A 15,040-nucleotide genomic window follows, 5' to 3' on the forward strand; every position below is an offset into this window, starting at 1 on the left:
CCATTGACCGCAACGGAATCGACGCCTGATTTTAATGAATATATCGCGCGACTTTTGCGTGGAGAAAAAGCCCCCGGATAATACAGCCAGGGGCTTTTCGCGAGGTCACCGGCACATTTACAGGCCCAGTTCCGACAGACCCGGATGATCATCCGGACGACGACCCAGCGGCCAGTGGAACTTGCGCTCACTCTCTTTGATAGGCATGTCATTGATACAGGCGAAGCGGCGTTTCATCAGGCCATCTGCTTCAAATTCCCAGTTTTCGTTGCCGTAAGAGCGGAACCAGTTACCTGAGTCATCACGCCATTCATAAGCGTACCGGACCGCGATGCGGTTGCCGTCAAACGCCCATAACTCTTTAATAAGGCGATACTCAAGTTCCTTTTTCCATTTACGGGCAAGGAATGCTTTGGCCTCTTCACGATTATTGGCAAACTCGGCGCGGTTACGCCATTTGGTATCCAGTGAATACGCCAGTGAAACTTTTTCGGCATCGCGGCTGTTCCAGCCGTCTTCAGCGAGCCGCACTTTTTCAATCGCCGATTCGCGAGTGAAAGGAGGAAGTGGCGGGCGAGTTTGTGCTTCGGACATGGTAAAGCCTCCTGTAAGTTCGGATATAGCAGTAGGAATAATTTTTTGAGACTCAGGCGTTATGAAGAGGCCTGTTCCAGCAAGAGTTTCGCAACGTCCTTCGCGCTGTCAGCGGCGCTGGAATCCCCCATTACGTACGACATCGTGATAGCGCCTTCCATCAGGATCAGAAGCTGTCTGGCCAGCGCGGCAGGTTGCTCGATGTTTAATTGCTCCGTGAGTTCGAGCGTGTACTCCAGCAATTGTTGTTTATGCCGTTTTGCTATCTGGCGAACGGGATCGTTCGGGTCCCCCACTTCGCCGGCGGTATTGATAAACGCACAGCCACGAAAGCCGTCTGATTCAAACCAGCCTCTGAGGACCGTGAACATATTCAAAATGCGATCCGAAGGCGTCTCGCCTTTATCGGATTCTGCTCTGAACCAGTGCATCCAGCGTTCATCACGTTCATTCAACGCGGCGGCAGCCACGTCATCCTTGGTCGCGAAATAGCGATAAATACTTTTCCTTGCCACGCCTGAGGTTTTGACCAGAAGGTCCATGCCGGTGGCATGAATACCGTTTTGATAGATCAATTGCTCTGCGGTAGACAGGATTTTTTCTCGGGTATCGGTTGTTTTCTTGTTCATGTGACAAAGGTAGAACGATCGTTCTACCTCGTCAATCATTATTTCAAAAACAATTGTCGAGAAAGTAAAAAGCCGTCCGTGAATGATAACGAACAGGCTTTACCGTTTATGAAGAAAACGGAGCCGGGATGCCGGCTACAGGCACGATGTCGTCGCGCGAGTCAGATTGTTTTCTCTGTTTAACTGGGCGACATTCCCTCTCTGAATGTCCTACCTTCTTACTCCGTATTTGTCTCTTTTATTTATGCCATGAAGGGCTAATATCACCACGGCTGAACAGACGTGCTGCTGCAAATGCGACGTAGCGGTTCTTTATGCCATCCGAATAAACAGAGATTTATTCAAACATTTCAAAAAGGAGAGATAGTTATGAAGCGTCCAAATTGGTTTCAGGTTTCTGCGGAAGGTGGAAAGGCTATCGGAGCGCTTCATCATTACGCCACTACCGGGACAAATTTGCCTGCTGAGCTCATTCACTTAATTTTTTTAAGAGTTTCTCAGATTAATGGTTGTGCACACTGTATTGATATACACACACGCGATCTTATCAAGAGTGGTATGTCCGTCGAAAAGGTAGTCCTGGTGCCGGTTTGGCGAGAAGCGACCTATTTATTTTCGGATACAGAGCAAGCTGCGCTCTCATGGACAGAAGAAATTACGCGTATCAGTGAAACACACGCTGGCGATGAAGCATATTCCGCAGCGCTTTCTGTATTCGGTGAAAAAAATCTGGTTGAACTTACCATTGTTATTGCCACCATGAATGCCATCAATCGTATGGGCATCAGTTTTCGCATGAAGCCGCTCGCTAAAGCCTGAAATGCTATAATCGGACTTTATTAAGTTGATTTGCAGCACAAGCACCTGCTATTTAATATAGGTTAAGCCATTAATTTTGCTATTTTATAATGACGCCATTATCGGGGGATGCACCTCTTTAAAGATAAAACATCCCTCATACTGATTTTTTGGCGATACGGTTTCGCGTTCGAAAGCATGATGCCATGCAGTACTGTCATTCGGTATTTGTTCCGCTGTAAGCAACGTGTACACAGCCGCCCCGGATAAACGCTCCACAGAGAGAGGATCGGTAATATGGAAATTAAATAATGTTAAATCGTTATGTAAAGCACTACCGCGTTGGGCAAGCTGAGCAATAGAATGACTTTGCCAGGGAAATACATCTTCAAAATACTCTCGCACGGATTTCAACCGTAGTTCTGCCTTCTCAAAGCTACCACGCCTTTTGATATGAAGATTGTGAAGCATTATTAACATCCGGTGTTCTGGATAGGTTGAGGTTAAGTGGATCAAATTTTCAGCCATTCTGATCTCACGCCATTCAAAAAAATTTACTCCCGATCTGGCGCTGGAGTATTCATCAATTTTCCGTTGTTGAATGGGTTGCCATTCTGGGGGGAACTCAGTCACCGCTCGACGAGGAATTGAGTCAATTCCCAGGCAAGGAATTTGCCTGGATATAGCCCATGCTAATAAATTTACTGTCTCCTGAGAACGCGATATTCCGGGAAAGTTTTTAAGTCTGCAAATGGCAGATTCATTATATTGATGAGAAAATAGCATCCCATTACTATCAGCTTCAAATATCAATACCGCTGACTTGTTAAAATAGCACTCCGCGATATTTTCTCTCAATCGAGTATATTCCGCTACACCATGTATAGATTCGCCGAGAAAAATAAAACGCTTGTCGCGGAAAAGCCGTTGCTCTTTAAGAGCGAAACTCGTAGATCTACGCATCAGAATTATGGCCCGCCAGTAAGAATTACCTTCTGTTACCTTAACTTTCTATGGCGATTGCGGACAAGTGATTTGAACCTTATAAATTCATATTGCGTGGCAGAAACAGCTTCTCTCTTCGTGCATGTAGCGGGTCTGGCGTAAGCATAGTTTCAATTTACCACTCACCCTAAAAAGGCGATTTGCCGTCGCTGACGTATCCCCACGTTAAACAAACGGGCTACCGTTGACGCTGACCGTTCTGTTAAGTCAGCCCCGACCATTCAGATCTTCACGTGTTGGCCCGTGAAAGTAGATTCTACCTATATGGCAACTGCGCGGTTGAGTCAGCACAAAACGAATCGTTTCCCAGATCGATCGCCCATTGAGCAGACTTTCCCCCATTCTCGATGAACTATCAACAAAGGTATCTAACCCGGTCAGTTCGAAATCCGGCGGATACAGGCCGGTAACACGTATATTTTCTTCAGATAATTGTTGGGACAGTTTTGTGGTAAACCCGCTAAGCCCGTGTTTGCTGGCGAAAAAAGCGGGATGCGCAATTGAATCCGTAAAATTCGGGATCCCGCATGAAGATATAATAGCGACGATATCAGCACTGTCTGAACGTCTTAACCCTGGCAGCAACGCCTGAGTCAGTAGAATCGAACCCGTCAGCCCTGAACTGATGGTAGCGATAATTTCTGTATCAGGCTGATCGTCTAACGTTCCTGACAACCACTGAGCCGCATTGAGAATTAAAATATCGATGGGCTTGTCTGAAGTTAATACCTGAGCAGAAAACTGAGAAAGGGACTCAGGTCGGGTTAAATCACAGATATCCCCTTTTGCCATGCCGCCTTCAGCAGCGATGATACGGCAGGTTTTTTGAATATCATCAGCCCGCCGCGCACAAAAATGCACTTCCACACCCTCTCGCGCCAGCCACACGCACAGCGCCTGACCAAATCCGCCACCGCCACCGGTAATAACCGCTCTTTTACCTCTCAGCATCTCCATACATCCTTTTTTAATGAGTGTGGATGGAGATATACAAGATGAGGCGGAGTGACATCTTTCCGTTAGTGCCATTTTTACAGGAGGAACAGAAATAAACGGCACGACACGCTGTTGAATAGCATGCCCGGGGATTTGCTACTGGCGCAAAGCCGCCCACGAAAATATCAGCGGACGGTTATTTGCGCGACGCTGTAATTTGGATTCAGGTATTTAAATTTTGACGGTATATCGGACAAAATTATCCACAACGGCAAGTTTATCGTACAGGGCCCGCGCAGGATTGGTTTCTCTGGTAACCCAGTATACTTTCGACCATGACTTCGTCCGGGCTTCATCACATACAGCCTCAATCAGCGCTTTTCCCGCGCCAAGGCCGCGCATCGATTCATCAACAAAAAGATCTTCAAGATAACAATGAGGCTGTGTTACCCATGTTCCCTCATGCAACACGCACATAGCAAAACCCACCACTTGCTGTTCGGTTTCCGCAAGCCGGCACATTAAATCTGAGTCTGGAGACAACACCCTCCGCCAGGTCGATGAGGTAACCTCATCGCTGAGCGTACTGCCAGAAAATTGCAAATATCCGTTCCAGAGCCTTAACCATGCATCGTAATCCTCAGCTTTCGCTTCACGTACCTTGAACGACATGTCATATACCTTGATGAATAAGAGTTAATGCCATAATAACAAAGATGATTTTGGGGCTCTGGCGCGGCTTTCCGGCTTTGCAACGTGCGCGAAACTCCGGGGCAGCGCGGAGCCAGAAGAGATGATGCTCGCCCTGAGTGAGGAATGGAAGTTCGCCATTTTATCCCACCGTTGATGGCGCGTGTTAAGAGATGAGCAGCAGGCCAGGATCATCAGGAACCGTTCGCGGTGTTCCGGGCGAACTTGCCAGCCGAGAGCCATCACATTAGCGCTGGGGTAATGTTGAGGTTGCCAGGCTTTATGCAGGCGCTTTACCTGACGTATAACATCCGTAACGTATATTTTGTACGACGGGACGTTAGTGCCCGTGATGAAAAACGTTTCGGTGATTCTGGCAATCTCCCCCGGCAGGAAGTTTATGATATGCATACAGATAAAAAATTTCGGTTATATCGCCCTTTGAAAGGTATTACGCATACTTTTGGCGACGAGTGGTTTGCGTTGAAAGCAGAAGCCTTCGCACGTTTTTTTGGTACGCCGACATTTCTGATTGGGCAGACTATCGCAGTGATCGTGTGGATTGTTCTGAACGTTGCCGGGGTCGTGAAGTTTGATCCCTACCCTTTTATTCTTCTCAACCTTGCGTTCAGTATTCAGGCTGCTTATGCAGCGCCGCTGATCCTGCTGGCGCAAACCCGGCAGGCGGAGCGCGATCAGGCGCATGCGCTGGCGGATGCACAACACCGCGAAGATCTGGACGACGCAATGACGAAGCGCCAGATACTCGCCGAGGAGCAGTCGGCACAGTTGCTGGAATTACTAAAACAAAATACTCAGTTGACCGAAATGACCCGGGAAATGGCCGAGCGTATCGAAACACTCGCCTTACAACTTGCGCAGCGTGAGCTTCACAAACAGCAGCCGTAATATCTCGTGGTGGCTGGTTTCACCGTTAGATCTGCGGGTAGACATCGGGAGTTATGACAGCGATCCGGCCACGTCTTCACTATAACAAAAATGACCCGCGAAGCCTGATGCTTGAGCTGGCATGACAGATCGTATTGCGCGATAAAAGGCCGTTATTCTTGCTGCTATGCACTATGATCTACAAAAGTGAGTGGCTCATTCAGCGAGACATCAACACCAGAGAAGATTAATTAAGGGAGTCAATAACGACACCACATAAAGTAAAAAGGTAATGAAATGATATTAAAGGATTTTTATTGTGCATATATAGACTGCCTGAACCGGCGTGCGTGGGATGAGCTTGGACTGTATATTGCTGAGAACATCACTCACAATGGTCGGCAGTTTGGCTTGTCCGGTTATCGTTCAATGCTTATTCAGGATGTTGAGAATATCCCTAATCTTACGTTCGTTATCGATCGTCTGGTATGTGAACCTCCGCTTATTGCCGCCCGCCTGCTATTTAACTGTTCCCCGAAAGGCGAATTTCTCGGCTTAAAAATTAATGGCCGGCCTGTTTCATTTGCTGAAAATGTTTTCTATGAAGTGAATAACGGCAAAATTACTCATGTGCTTTCCGTCATTGATAAAGCAGCAATTGAAGCGCAGATTGCTGAGTAATTACTTATCACTTTCTGAATATTGTAAAAGTTACGTATCATTTCTTCCCACATAACGATACGCTGACGCTTAATCATTTCGTTCGCCACCGGGACAATTCGTGATCTATGCACTTGATTAGTTTATAGAAAAATCTTAGGCTACCAGCAGAACATTATTGGTGAAAAAAGGTTAAAAATGAAAAAAATAACGCCAGAATATACAACTGTCGACTTATCTCGTTGGGCAAGAAAGGAGCATTACGAGGCCTTTCAGACCTTTGCTCAGTGCACATTTAGCCAAACTGTACAATTAGATATTACCGCGCTGTTAAAACATATTAAGGCGGTTGGATGGAAATTTTACCCTACGCTAATTTTCCTCCTTGCTAAAATAGTCAACAGGCATGCGGAATTTCGTATGGCTATAAAAGATAATGAACTTGTTATATGGAATGATATTCATCCATGCTATACGATTTTTCATGATGAAACAGAGACTTTTTCGTCATTATGGAGTCACTACGATGGTGATATTCATCACTTCCTGAACATTTTTTCAGAAGACGTCGCACGCTATCGTAATAACCTCTCCTACCTGCCTAAAGAAGAGTCACTGGAAAACGTATTTTACGTATCAGCTAATCCCTGGGTAAGTTTTACTGGTTTTAATATCAACATTGCTAATATGCAGAACTTTTTCGCCCCCATGTTCACAATCGGAAAATACTACCCGCAAGGTGAAAAGGTGCTGTTACCTCTCGCCGTCCAGGTCCATCACGCCGTTTGCGATGGTTTCCATGTGGCAAGGCTGATCAACGAGTTGCAAACTTTGTGTGATGATCTGTCGCGGTATTCAGGGAAACCCGATGCGTGATATACCAGAATAGTGGGAAATATCCTTTTGCATGGGACGTATAGCATGCGCCAGGCACTAAAACTGAAACGGAGAGGGCTTTGGCATGTTTGAACTATACTTTTGACTCTTTATTATTCCTTGCAAACGCAAGTAACTTTTCGATATTCTTTTTGTCTTCCTGCTTAAAATAAACTTCAAAATCATGAGTGTTATCCTCTTTCCAGGATAAAATGGCATGGCTAAGAATATCGAGATAAATCACTTTTTCCTCATCAGGTAACTCCGGGATTCTCTCATGAATGATGGCTATTTTTTTACTATCAATCCAGCTGAAATCACATAAACAATCGTTTAACGCATCCCAGTTGAATCCGAAATATCCGGGAAACCACAGTAAATAGTAAAAGCTTTTGAGTAATTCCGAACTCAGTCGTGTTTCAGGATCTATTCGCGCGCAAAAGACCTGAGAAATATCTAAAGATGGGTATTTTTCATAGAATTTAAAAAGCATTAAATTTGATCCTTTACTTCCTGGTTGGAAGGCTTACGGTCCGCTATATCCTGGATCTCACTATTTTAACCCATAATCATTAATGTCGGTGATGGGATATGAGTATCAGTTCCAGGAACCGAGATCCTCTATTCAATAGCATGATGGTTTCCAACCTACGTTTCTGGCACAGGCAGCCGGCCATGGGCAGGCATGTCCGCTGTGAGCGAAAAGCCGAAGTTCGCAGTGGCCCTCACCTCTGATGAAGGTATTACTTAAATTACGGTGTATTAATCAACGTGACGGAAACCCTATAGCCAATGATGGCTCGCGGTAGTGCTGAGTGATACGCAAGTGTCGCGCTAGCACGTTTTATCGCCGCCAGCCCAACGCTTAATATCACTTATTTTTGGCGACCGGATGCCCGTGCTCAAAAGATCCTTGGTTGTGTACAGGCTGACCTGCGCGTTGTCGCCATCCCGGCTTTCTATCTCAATGAGCGTGTTGTTAATCAATAATCCCTGTGAAAGGAACTTTTGATTGATCTCACCTGTCTGGCGCTCAGCATCAAACTCGCTGAATACGATGACCGGATTGCCTGAATATGCCTCATATTCGAGGCACTGCCTTGCCATATGCCTTATGGTTCGATAGGTATCAGAAGACCCTGTCTTGCTCACGAAACTGCCGTCAAAAGAGGATCGGCTACTTTTTAGTTCGCCGACGGTAATCGCGCACCCGCTGAGTGAGAGCGAAAATAACAGGCTTGCCAGAGCAACGTATTTCACTTTTAACTCCATCATTCCGGTAGATGCCCTCCGCCGGGGCGGATCAACGTTGTGTGTGCTTTCAGGCGGGCTTGTGATTTGGGAAATCCACCGTAACCATCAGCCCACCTTCTGCCGACGTACTGAGGCTTACGCTGCTGTTGTGTTGCTGTGCAACCGCTTTGACGATGGCAAGCCCCAGTCCACTCCCGCTTTGCATCTGATTGGGATCGCGAAAAAACCGGTCGAACACGCGCTCCCTTAATTCAACGGGAATGCCGGGCCCTGCATCTGAAACACGTAACTGCGTGGAGTGATTTACGGATCGTAACGCCACTTCAACCCGCCCACCCTCAGGGCTGTACTTCACGGCATTTTCAATAACGTTATCGATAAGCGACATCAACCGTTCCCTGACGCCAGTCACCCAGATCTCCTCTTCGGCGTAGAATTCCAGTTCAATCCTGCGTTCCGCCGCGAGCGGTGCCAGCCCGGCCATGCGTTCTTGTATGAGCGTTGTCAGCGGCACAGGCTCCATAACCGTGTCAATGCGCGCTTCGCTGTGCATCATCAGCAGCAACTGATTGACCAGACGAGCCGCACGGCTGTTGCTGCGAATAATACCGGCAAGCAACTCTTTTTGACTGTCACTGCTGACATAGGATTGCAACGCCTCAACATTGATTCGCATCGCCGCCAGAGGGGTACGTAACTCGTGAGCGGCATCGGCAATAAAAACCCGTTCCCGTTCTGTGCTTTCCCGCACCCTGGCAAGAAATCCATTCACAGCGTCAACCATCTGGCGAAGCTCCCTGTGCTTTGGCACGGCTTTTAAGGGCGAAAGATCGTCCGGCGCGCGTAGGGAAATTTCACTGACCACACGATTCCACGGGCGCATTGCAATGCGGATTGACAGCCACGCGGGAAACAAAAGAAAAGGAATGCATACCAGCAGCGGCATCACGTAGTAGCCACGCGAGTTCAGGTAGATAAAGAAGTTCCAGCCTCCGGCAGGGGTGATAAGTGTAACCTCCGTGTCGGAGTTCGCTGACTTTAAGGTACGGCTGGTCCAGGCGCGACCATCACTCTCAACACGCTCAATTTTTCCATAACGGCTGTTTATCACCCCGGCTGGCGCGCCATCAGAGGCATAAATTATCGCTTTATTCTTGCGCACGATAAGGCTGATTGAGAGGTCGGGATCTTCACCGCCGCCATAATCTTCCCGCACCGCCTGGCTTAACGCCGCCAGCACATGCGTTCGCTCCTGCGGGCGATCGTCCATACTCTCAACCACAGTAAAAATGGTTTCGTACGTCTTGCTGCCCGTTAATATCGGTGGGCTGCGCAAGTCCTCCCATAAAACGTACGTCAGAAAAAGACACCAGAGCAGGGTGAGCAGTAGCATTTGCGCTACCATAATTCGCCGCACGAACGTTGGGGTTTTCAGGTGACGCCAGACATTTCGCATCAACCTGCCCCCTTCTCAATGGGGACAGTATCAATGACATACCCAACGCCCCTCACCGTTCGCACGTAGCCGTCGCCGATTTTGCGACGCAAATTCCCCATATGCACATCGAGCGCATTACTCATATTTTCTTTTGCGCCGAAGATCCTTTCTTCCAGAAAACTGCGGGTCAGCACGCGGTCAGTACGCAACAGCAACGTTTCAAGCAGCGCGTATTCACTTGCCGTCAACTCAATATGCCGTGCATTCACGGTCACGCGTCGGGTCGGCACATGAAGCGATAATCCGCGAAGTTCTATCGCCTCGTTCTGAAAACCATAACTGCGGCGCGCAAGCGCTCTCACCCTCGCCAACAACTCGGCGAGAACAAACGGTTTGACGAGATAGTCGTCGGCACCGGCGTCCAGCCCGGAAAGGCGATCTTGCAGTGTGCCCCGCGCCGTCAGGATGATGACGGGAATGCCTTTGAGCTGCTGACGCAGGCACGCCATCAGGCTCATACCATCGCCGTCGGGTAATCCGAGGTCGAGCAACACAAGTTCAGGCACGCAGGCATCAAGCTGATGCAGCGCATCCTCTTTGCGGCGAACCCATATAACATCAAACCCTTGATCTGCCAGGGCAATACGCACGCCGTTGCCAAGATCCAGGTCGTCTTCGATTAGGAGAATTTTCACAATGGTTACGGTATCAACAGTGAATGAAGAACGTCTGAAGAAAAAAACGGTATCAGGAAATCTATCAGCTTTGCAGCATCTGTGGTTGCTTCACCCTTTCTTCATTTTGGGCTCATGAGAACTTTAGGGGGCGCATGCAAAATGAGCGTTCTGGCGTTTACACACCGCTTGTATCGTAATCATTTGAATCCACAAGGACTTCTTTAATGAGAAACATCACACTGCGTCATAAGTTCCCCCTTCCACTTTCGGGGCGCAGCCTGAAAAAAATGTTGCCGGGCGCTGTCCTGGCGTTCCTGGCCACCCCGATACTGGCGGCAGCACAGAATCAAGGCAACGCGTTGACCGTGGGAGGCGGCGCGAATGTTGCGCCACGCTATTCTGGTGCGGATAAAAGCCGCGTCACAACGGCCCTGGTGCTTGATTACACGATGGCAAATGGTTTCTTCGTCAGCTCCACGCGGGGCATCGGTTACGGCAATAACATCGGCAAGTTCGATTACAACGCGGCGCTGAGCTATCGCGCAGGCCGCAAGGATCACGACGTGGACAGCGACTCGCTGAGCGACGGCAGCGACTATTTGCGCGGTATGGGCGACATCAAAGGCTCGGCTCTCGGTGTGCTTGGCCTGGGATACGGGGTGACCGACTGGCTTAATGTGCAATTGCAGGCTGAAGTGCCTGTTTCTGAGCGAAGCAATGGCGCGGCACTCCATTTCGGCATTACTAGCCCGCTCTACACCTCACCGAATAATACCGTGACACTGGCGCTGACCGGCAGTTGGGGAACTGAAAAATACATGCAGACTTACTACGGGGTCAGTGCATCTCAGTCGGCTGCATCGGGGTTTACCCGATATGACGTCGGATCGGGAATTTATGCCTGGTCAACGAATCTTGACTGGACACACAAGTTCAATGAGGAGTGGAGCGTGGTTGCCGCAGCAGGCGTTACACAGTTGGCGGGGGATGCGCGCAATAGCCCGATTGTGCAACGAAAAACATCGCCCACAGGAAGCCTGCTGGTGACATATCGCTTCTGATCGTTGTTCAACGAGCTTCCCGCCAGCTTGTGGCTTCGCACACATTCGATCCGCCCCGGTTCAGCTAACGGGGCAGTACGCAACACATTGCAGCGCCAAAAGCGTCAGCCCGGCCAGGTATCACATCTTTACATTTCCGCTGGCGCATCAGCAGCAGCGGACGCGCAAAAGAGCAGGCTCACGTTGCTGGCGTCGCGGGATCTGCCAGCAACGCATCGGCGATATCCAGCATGACCCGCAGGCGATCCATATGCCGGAGATCATAGTGATACCCCACCCAGATATCTTTGGACGGCGGCGGCTCCGGCATGCGAATGCGCTGCAATCCGGCGATGGCATCGCCAAGCGGCCGTGGCAGCACGGCAATCCCCATTCCCCGCTGGCACATCTGCGCCTGAACGGCCCGGCTGGTGCTGGTGAACACACGCCGAGATTGAGGAAATCTGTCGAGCAGCCAGGCGACGTCAGAAAAGTGGGATTGTGCCGTATTCATAAGAATAAGCCCCACTGCGGGCGGATCCTGCTCCGCGAGATGCGCGGTTTCCGCCGTTCCATACAGCGCATAAGGCATGCTCATCAGGCGGCGCTGGACAATATCCGGTTCGGTAAAGGGAACGATGCGAAAGGCGATGTCGGCGTCACGGCGCGACAGATTAAGTAAGCGGTAGCTTGCGATAACTTCCGGCACAATCGCCGGATGGCGGCGCGTCAGTTCGACCAGCACAGGCGCCAGAACATAATTAGCAAACCACTCTGCTGAAGAGATGCGCAATATCCCTTCAAGACGTTCATGATTACCTGCCAGGCGTCGTTCCAGCGCCAGCGCGGAGTTTTCCATCGCTTCTGCCAGCGTCATCACCCTGTCGCCAGCGTCCGTCAGCACCAGACCATCGCTTGTCCGGCGAAATAACGCCTGCTGCGCCTCATCCTCCAGCGCCTTGATTCTGCGTCCCACCGTCGGATGGCTCACACCAAGGCTGCGGGCCGCCTCACCAAAAGAGCCTTTACGAATGACTGCAAGAAATACCCGGACGTCGCCCCACTCCATACCCTGGCCTCACCGTTCAAAAATGAACATCGAATATACAAAAGTGTCAGTTCCAAAACAATTATGTAGCTATCACCATAGCCTCCTCACCCAAACCGCCCCTGGCGGTGTGATCAGGAAGCTGAAGATATGCACAAATTAAAAGACAAAGTCGCCATCGTGACCGGTGGCTCCAGCGGTATCGGCGCGGGCATTGCCCGCCAACTGGCGGCTGACGGCGCGAAAGTGATCGTCAATTACGCCTCGAACAGACGCAGTGCCGATAAGGTCGTTGCCGATATTGAAGCCGCTGGTGGGCAGGCCGTAGCGGTCGCGGCGGATGTCACCAGCCAGCCGGAGGTCGAGGCGCTGGTCAACGCGGCCATCGACACCTTCGGGCGGCTGGACATTGTGGTGAACAACGCCGGTATTTATCAGTTCGCCAGTATTGAAGAGAGCACCGAAGCCCTCTACCGCAGGCAGTTCGACATCAATGTTCTGGGCCCGCTGTTGCTGGCGGGTGCGGCCGCGCCGCATCTCAGTCAAGGCAGCAGCATCATTAACATCAGTTCATTCGTCACCCACGTCTTTATTGCCAATAGCGCTATCTACAGCGGCACCAAAGGCGCGATTGACGCCATCACCGGCGTACTCTCGCGAGAACTCGGCCCGCGGGGAATTCGCGTCAACGCCGTCAACCCTGGCCTTATCGAAACGCAAGGCAGCCATAGTGCAGGCGCGATGAACTCAGAATTCCAGACATGGAATGAGCAGCAGACGCCACTAGGGCGCATCGGTCAGGTGCAGGATGTTGCCCCGATCGTCTCATTTCTCGCCTCCGACGACGCGGGATGGATAACCGGTGAGGTGATTCTGGCCTCTGGCGGTATGCGCTGACCTCCCCCGCGCGCCAGGATGTGAAGCGCCCTGGCGCAACACGCCCAACCCGATTAACCGCACATTTTTTGATCACAAAACGTCTCCTGCCGGGGACGGCACCGTTACAGATGGAGTGTTCTATGTCGACACATAGCCTCACGCAAGCCGAGCCGCGTCGCTGGGCGATGTTTGTCATTTTACTGGTCGGCGCCTTCTTGCCGCCGCTCGATTTTTTTATCGTCAATGTTGCGCTGCCTGCTATTCAGCGCGATCTGGGCGCCTCTTTTTCCGCTGAACAGCTGGTCATTTCATCCTACGCTGGCGTGTATGCGGTCACGCTCATTACCGGCGGTCGGCTGGGCGATATTTATGGTCGCGGGAAGATGTTTTTTCTTGGGCTTCTCGGTTTTGCCGCTGCATCGTTGTTGTGCGGTGTAGCCTGGTCACCGTGGGTACTGATCACGGGTCGCATGTTACAGGGTTCCACAGCCGCCATTATGGCCCCCCAGGCGCTGGCCTCCGTACAGGCCATTTTTCCGGAAGCGGAGAAGCCGTTAGCGCTGGGCATATATGGCGCCGTGTTTGGCCTCGCCTCCGTTATCGGCCAGGTGTTGGGCGGCATCCTGATTTCAGCGGACCTGTTTGGGCTGGGATGGCGGGCTATTTTTCTCGTTAACCTGCCGGTGGCGCTACTGGTCATTCTCTTTGGACTGCCGTTGCTGAAAGAGACGCGGGCGCAATCTGCGCAGCGGCTGGATCCCATTGGCATGCTGCTGGCAACCGTCACGCTAAGTACGCTGATTGTACCGTTGATTGAAGGTCATGAGGCGGGATGGCCCTGGTGGACATGGCTGTTATTGCTGGCTTTCCCATTCTTGAGCGCGTTGTTATGGCGTTATGAACGTCACCTTAGTCAGACTGGCGGTTCGCCGTTACTTAATCCGGGCGTGTTACGCGCGCCGGGGCTGGGCCAGGGGCTGACGATCGTGTTGCTGTTTTATTCCATCGCGGCCTTCTTTCTTTTGTTTTCTGTCTATCTACAGGGCGCGTTGCGGGTGAACGCCCTGACCGCAGGCCTGCTTTTTCTGCCCTTTGGCGTTGGCTTTCTGATTGGGCCGTTACTGACGCCTTATCTGCGGCGGTTTGTCGGAAATTATCTGAGCGCCATCGGGATGGGATGCGAGACGGCGGGGTTAGCAGGTCTGGCATGGCTAGTTGCCCATACGCTGACGGGTAGCGCCCCTGCCATGCTGCCGCTCGCCGGACTGCTGTTTGTGACCGGTCTTGGGCAAGGGCTGGCGATGCCCACGCTGGTGCGGATGGTAACCGGCCGCGTTGCGCCGGAGTTTTCCGGCATGATTGCCGGCGTAACCAGCTCAGCATTACAAATCAGCACAGCACTGAGCGTCGCCGTCATTGGCGGCATTTTTTACAGCATGTTGGATAACGGTAAAAGCAGCGAAAATATCACGCATGCCTTTATCGTCGCGCTGCTCTCTATGGCGGTGTGCCTGGCCACCGGCGCCGGACTCAGTATCCGGCTTATCCGCCGCACCTGCGATCGGTCGTCAGCGCCAGCCAGCCTGTCCCTCAAATAAGGTAACCCGTGTCAATTGGCTGAGCGAATT

17 protein-coding genes are annotated in these 15,040 nt (G+C 50.8%); 7 read left to right on the forward strand and 10 right to left on the reverse strand.

The window, feature by feature from the left end; genetic code table 11:
* Positions 1 to 117: 117 nt before the first annotated feature.
* Positions 118 to 594 carry a nuclear transport factor 2 family protein gene (locus tag BN2591_RS06040; RefSeq protein WP_086869832.1) on the reverse strand — a complete coding sequence of 159 codons (477 nt, stop codon included), beginning with the start codon at positions 592 to 594 and terminating at the stop codon, positions 118 to 120.
* A 59-nt stretch (positions 595 to 653) separates the two neighbouring features.
* Positions 654 to 1,223, reverse strand: a complete 570-nt coding sequence (locus BN2591_RS06045) for a TetR/AcrR family transcriptional regulator (RefSeq protein ID WP_086869834.1) — start codon at positions 1,221 to 1,223, stop codon at positions 654 to 656.
* A 369-nt stretch (positions 1,224 to 1,592) separates the two neighbouring features.
* Here BN2591_RS06045 and BN2591_RS06050 point away from each other — a divergent pair, with 369 nt between their 5' ends.
* Positions 1,593 to 2,042, forward strand: a complete 450-nt coding sequence (locus tag BN2591_RS06050; RefSeq protein ID WP_086869836.1) for a carboxymuconolactone decarboxylase family protein — start codon at positions 1,593 to 1,595, stop codon at positions 2,040 to 2,042.
* An 84-nt stretch (positions 2,043 to 2,126) separates the two neighbouring features.
* Here the strand turns inward: BN2591_RS06050 and BN2591_RS06055 are convergent, their stop codons facing one another.
* The 3 genes from BN2591_RS06055 to BN2591_RS06065 form a co-directional block, all read right to left on the reverse strand.
* Positions 2,127 to 2,984 (reverse strand): TraB/GumN family protein, encoded by an 858-nt coding sequence (locus BN2591_RS06055; protein WP_086869838.1) that lies wholly within the window; start codon positions 2,982 to 2,984, stop codon positions 2,127 to 2,129.
* A 249-nt stretch (positions 2,985 to 3,233) separates the two neighbouring features.
* A complete protein-coding gene (locus BN2591_RS06060; protein WP_086869840.1) occupies positions 3,234 to 3,977 on the reverse strand; it encodes an SDR family oxidoreductase in 744 nt (247 codons plus the stop codon).
* A 216-nt stretch (positions 3,978 to 4,193) separates the two neighbouring features.
* A complete protein-coding gene (locus tag BN2591_RS06065; protein WP_086869842.1) occupies positions 4,194 to 4,634 on the reverse strand; it encodes a GNAT family N-acetyltransferase in 441 nt (146 codons plus the stop codon).
* Positions 4,635 to 5,057: 423 nt separating this feature from the next.
* Between BN2591_RS06065 and BN2591_RS06070 the strand changes: the two genes are divergently transcribed.
* From BN2591_RS06070 to catA, 3 genes are all read left to right on the forward strand, one after another.
* Positions 5,058 to 5,561, forward strand: a complete 504-nt coding sequence (locus tag BN2591_RS06070) for a DUF1003 domain-containing protein (protein ID WP_086869983.1) — start codon at positions 5,058 to 5,060, stop codon at positions 5,559 to 5,561.
* 276 nt (positions 5,562 to 5,837) lie between these two features.
* Positions 5,838 to 6,221, forward strand: a complete 384-nt coding sequence (locus BN2591_RS06075) for an ester cyclase (protein ID WP_086869843.1) — start codon at positions 5,838 to 5,840, stop codon at positions 6,219 to 6,221.
* 177 nt (positions 6,222 to 6,398) lie between these two features.
* Positions 6,399 to 7,076, forward strand: a complete 678-nt coding sequence (catA, locus tag BN2591_RS06080; RefSeq protein WP_086869845.1) for a type A chloramphenicol O-acetyltransferase — start codon at positions 6,399 to 6,401, stop codon at positions 7,074 to 7,076.
* Positions 7,077 to 7,170: 94 nt separating this feature from the next.
* Here catA and BN2591_RS06085 read toward each other — a convergent pair whose 3' ends face one another.
* From BN2591_RS06085 to BN2591_RS06100, 4 genes are all read right to left on the reverse strand, one after another.
* Positions 7,171 to 7,569 carry a barstar family protein gene (locus BN2591_RS06085; protein WP_086869847.1) on the reverse strand — a complete coding sequence of 133 codons (399 nt, stop codon included), beginning with the start codon at positions 7,567 to 7,569 and terminating at the stop codon, positions 7,171 to 7,173.
* A 341-nt stretch (positions 7,570 to 7,910) separates the two neighbouring features.
* Positions 7,911 to 8,348 (reverse strand): hypothetical protein, encoded by a 438-nt coding sequence (locus BN2591_RS06090; protein WP_425268945.1) that lies wholly within the window; start codon positions 8,346 to 8,348, stop codon positions 7,911 to 7,913.
* Between the two features lie 49 nt (positions 8,349 to 8,397).
* Positions 8,398 to 9,786 carry a sensor histidine kinase gene (locus BN2591_RS06095; protein ID WP_086869850.1) on the reverse strand — a complete coding sequence of 463 codons (1,389 nt, stop codon included), beginning with the start codon at positions 9,784 to 9,786 and terminating at the stop codon, positions 8,398 to 8,400.
* Positions 9,786 to 10,463, reverse strand: a complete 678-nt coding sequence (locus BN2591_RS06100; RefSeq protein ID WP_086869852.1) for a response regulator transcription factor — start codon at positions 10,461 to 10,463, stop codon at positions 9,786 to 9,788. The genes BN2591_RS06095 and BN2591_RS06100 overlap by 1 nt, the downstream gene beginning before the upstream one ends.
* Before the next feature lie 206 nt (positions 10,464 to 10,669).
* On the opposite strand from BN2591_RS06100, the gene BN2591_RS06105 reads away from it, so the two are divergent.
* Entirely contained in the window at positions 10,670 to 11,506 is an 837-nt protein-coding gene (locus BN2591_RS06105) for a MipA/OmpV family protein (protein ID WP_086869854.1), read from the forward strand.
* 178 nt (positions 11,507 to 11,684) lie between these two features.
* On the opposite strand, the gene BN2591_RS06110 is transcribed toward BN2591_RS06105, so the two are convergent.
* Positions 11,685 to 12,554, reverse strand: coding sequence for a LysR family transcriptional regulator (locus tag BN2591_RS06110; RefSeq protein ID WP_086869855.1), 870 nt, complete (start codon positions 12,552 to 12,554; stop codon positions 11,685 to 11,687).
* A 129-nt stretch (positions 12,555 to 12,683) separates the two neighbouring features.
* On the opposite strand from BN2591_RS06110, the gene BN2591_RS06115 reads away from it, so the two are divergent.
* Positions 12,684 to 13,430, forward strand: coding sequence for a glucose 1-dehydrogenase (locus tag BN2591_RS06115; protein WP_086869857.1), 747 nt, complete (start codon positions 12,684 to 12,686; stop codon positions 13,428 to 13,430).
* A 122-nt stretch (positions 13,431 to 13,552) separates the two neighbouring features.
* Positions 13,553 to 15,010 (forward strand): MFS transporter, encoded by a 1,458-nt coding sequence (locus BN2591_RS06120; protein WP_086869859.1) that lies wholly within the window; start codon positions 13,553 to 13,555, stop codon positions 15,008 to 15,010.
* Positions 15,011 to 15,040: the final 30 nt, after the last annotated feature.

It is taken from the genome of Kosakonia pseudosacchari, from assembly GCF_900184035.1.
In the GTDB taxonomy this organism is placed as follows: Bacteria; Pseudomonadota; Gammaproteobacteria; order Enterobacterales; family Enterobacteriaceae; genus Kosakonia; species Kosakonia pseudosacchari.

What these genes read in the sequence shown, in the direction of transcription:
- catA (WP_086869845.1), top strand. Translation starts at nt 6,399, where the DNA reads ATGAAAAAAATAACGCCAGAATATACAACTGTCGACTTATCTCGTTGG.
- BN2591_RS06070 (WP_086869983.1), top strand. Translation starts at nt 5,058, where the DNA reads ATGCATACAGATAAAAAATTTCGGTTATATCGCCCTTTGAAAGGTATT.
- BN2591_RS06055 (WP_086869838.1), bottom strand. Translation starts at nt 2,984, where the DNA reads ATGCGTAGATCTACGAGTTTCGCTCTTAAAGAGCAACGGCTTTTCCGC.
- BN2591_RS06075 (WP_086869843.1), top strand. Translation starts at nt 5,838, where the DNA reads ATGATATTAAAGGATTTTTATTGTGCATATATAGACTGCCTGAACCGG.
- BN2591_RS06110 (WP_086869855.1), bottom strand. Translation starts at nt 12,554, where the DNA reads ATGGAGTGGGGCGACGTCCGGGTATTTCTTGCAGTCATTCGTAAAGGC.
- BN2591_RS06040 (WP_086869832.1), bottom strand. Translation starts at nt 594, where the DNA reads ATGTCCGAAGCACAAACTCGCCCGCCACTTCCTCCTTTCACTCGCGAA.
- BN2591_RS06095 (WP_086869850.1), bottom strand. Translation starts at nt 9,786, where the DNA reads ATGCGAAATGTCTGGCGTCACCTGAAAACCCCAACGTTCGTGCGGCGA.
- BN2591_RS06090 (WP_425268945.1), bottom strand. Translation starts at nt 8,348, where the DNA reads ATGGAGTTAAAAGTGAAATACGTTGCTCTGGCAAGCCTGTTATTTTCG.
- BN2591_RS06060 (WP_086869840.1), bottom strand. Translation starts at nt 3,977, where the DNA reads ATGCTGAGAGGTAAAAGAGCGGTTATTACCGGTGGCGGTGGCGGATTT.
- BN2591_RS06085 (WP_086869847.1), bottom strand. Translation starts at nt 7,569, where the DNA reads ATGCTTTTTAAATTCTATGAAAAATACCCATCTTTAGATATTTCTCAG.
- BN2591_RS06045 (WP_086869834.1), bottom strand. Translation starts at nt 1,223, where the DNA reads ATGAACAAGAAAACAACCGATACCCGAGAAAAAATCCTGTCTACCGCA.
- BN2591_RS06050 (WP_086869836.1), top strand. Translation starts at nt 1,593, where the DNA reads ATGAAGCGTCCAAATTGGTTTCAGGTTTCTGCGGAAGGTGGAAAGGCT.
- BN2591_RS06120 (WP_086869859.1), top strand. Translation starts at nt 13,553, where the DNA reads ATGTCGACACATAGCCTCACGCAAGCCGAGCCGCGTCGCTGGGCGATG.
- BN2591_RS06115 (WP_086869857.1), top strand. Translation starts at nt 12,684, where the DNA reads ATGCACAAATTAAAAGACAAAGTCGCCATCGTGACCGGTGGCTCCAGC.
- BN2591_RS06105 (WP_086869854.1), top strand. Translation starts at nt 10,670, where the DNA reads ATGAGAAACATCACACTGCGTCATAAGTTCCCCCTTCCACTTTCGGGG.
- BN2591_RS06065 (WP_086869842.1), bottom strand. Translation starts at nt 4,634, where the DNA reads ATGTCGTTCAAGGTACGTGAAGCGAAAGCTGAGGATTACGATGCATGG.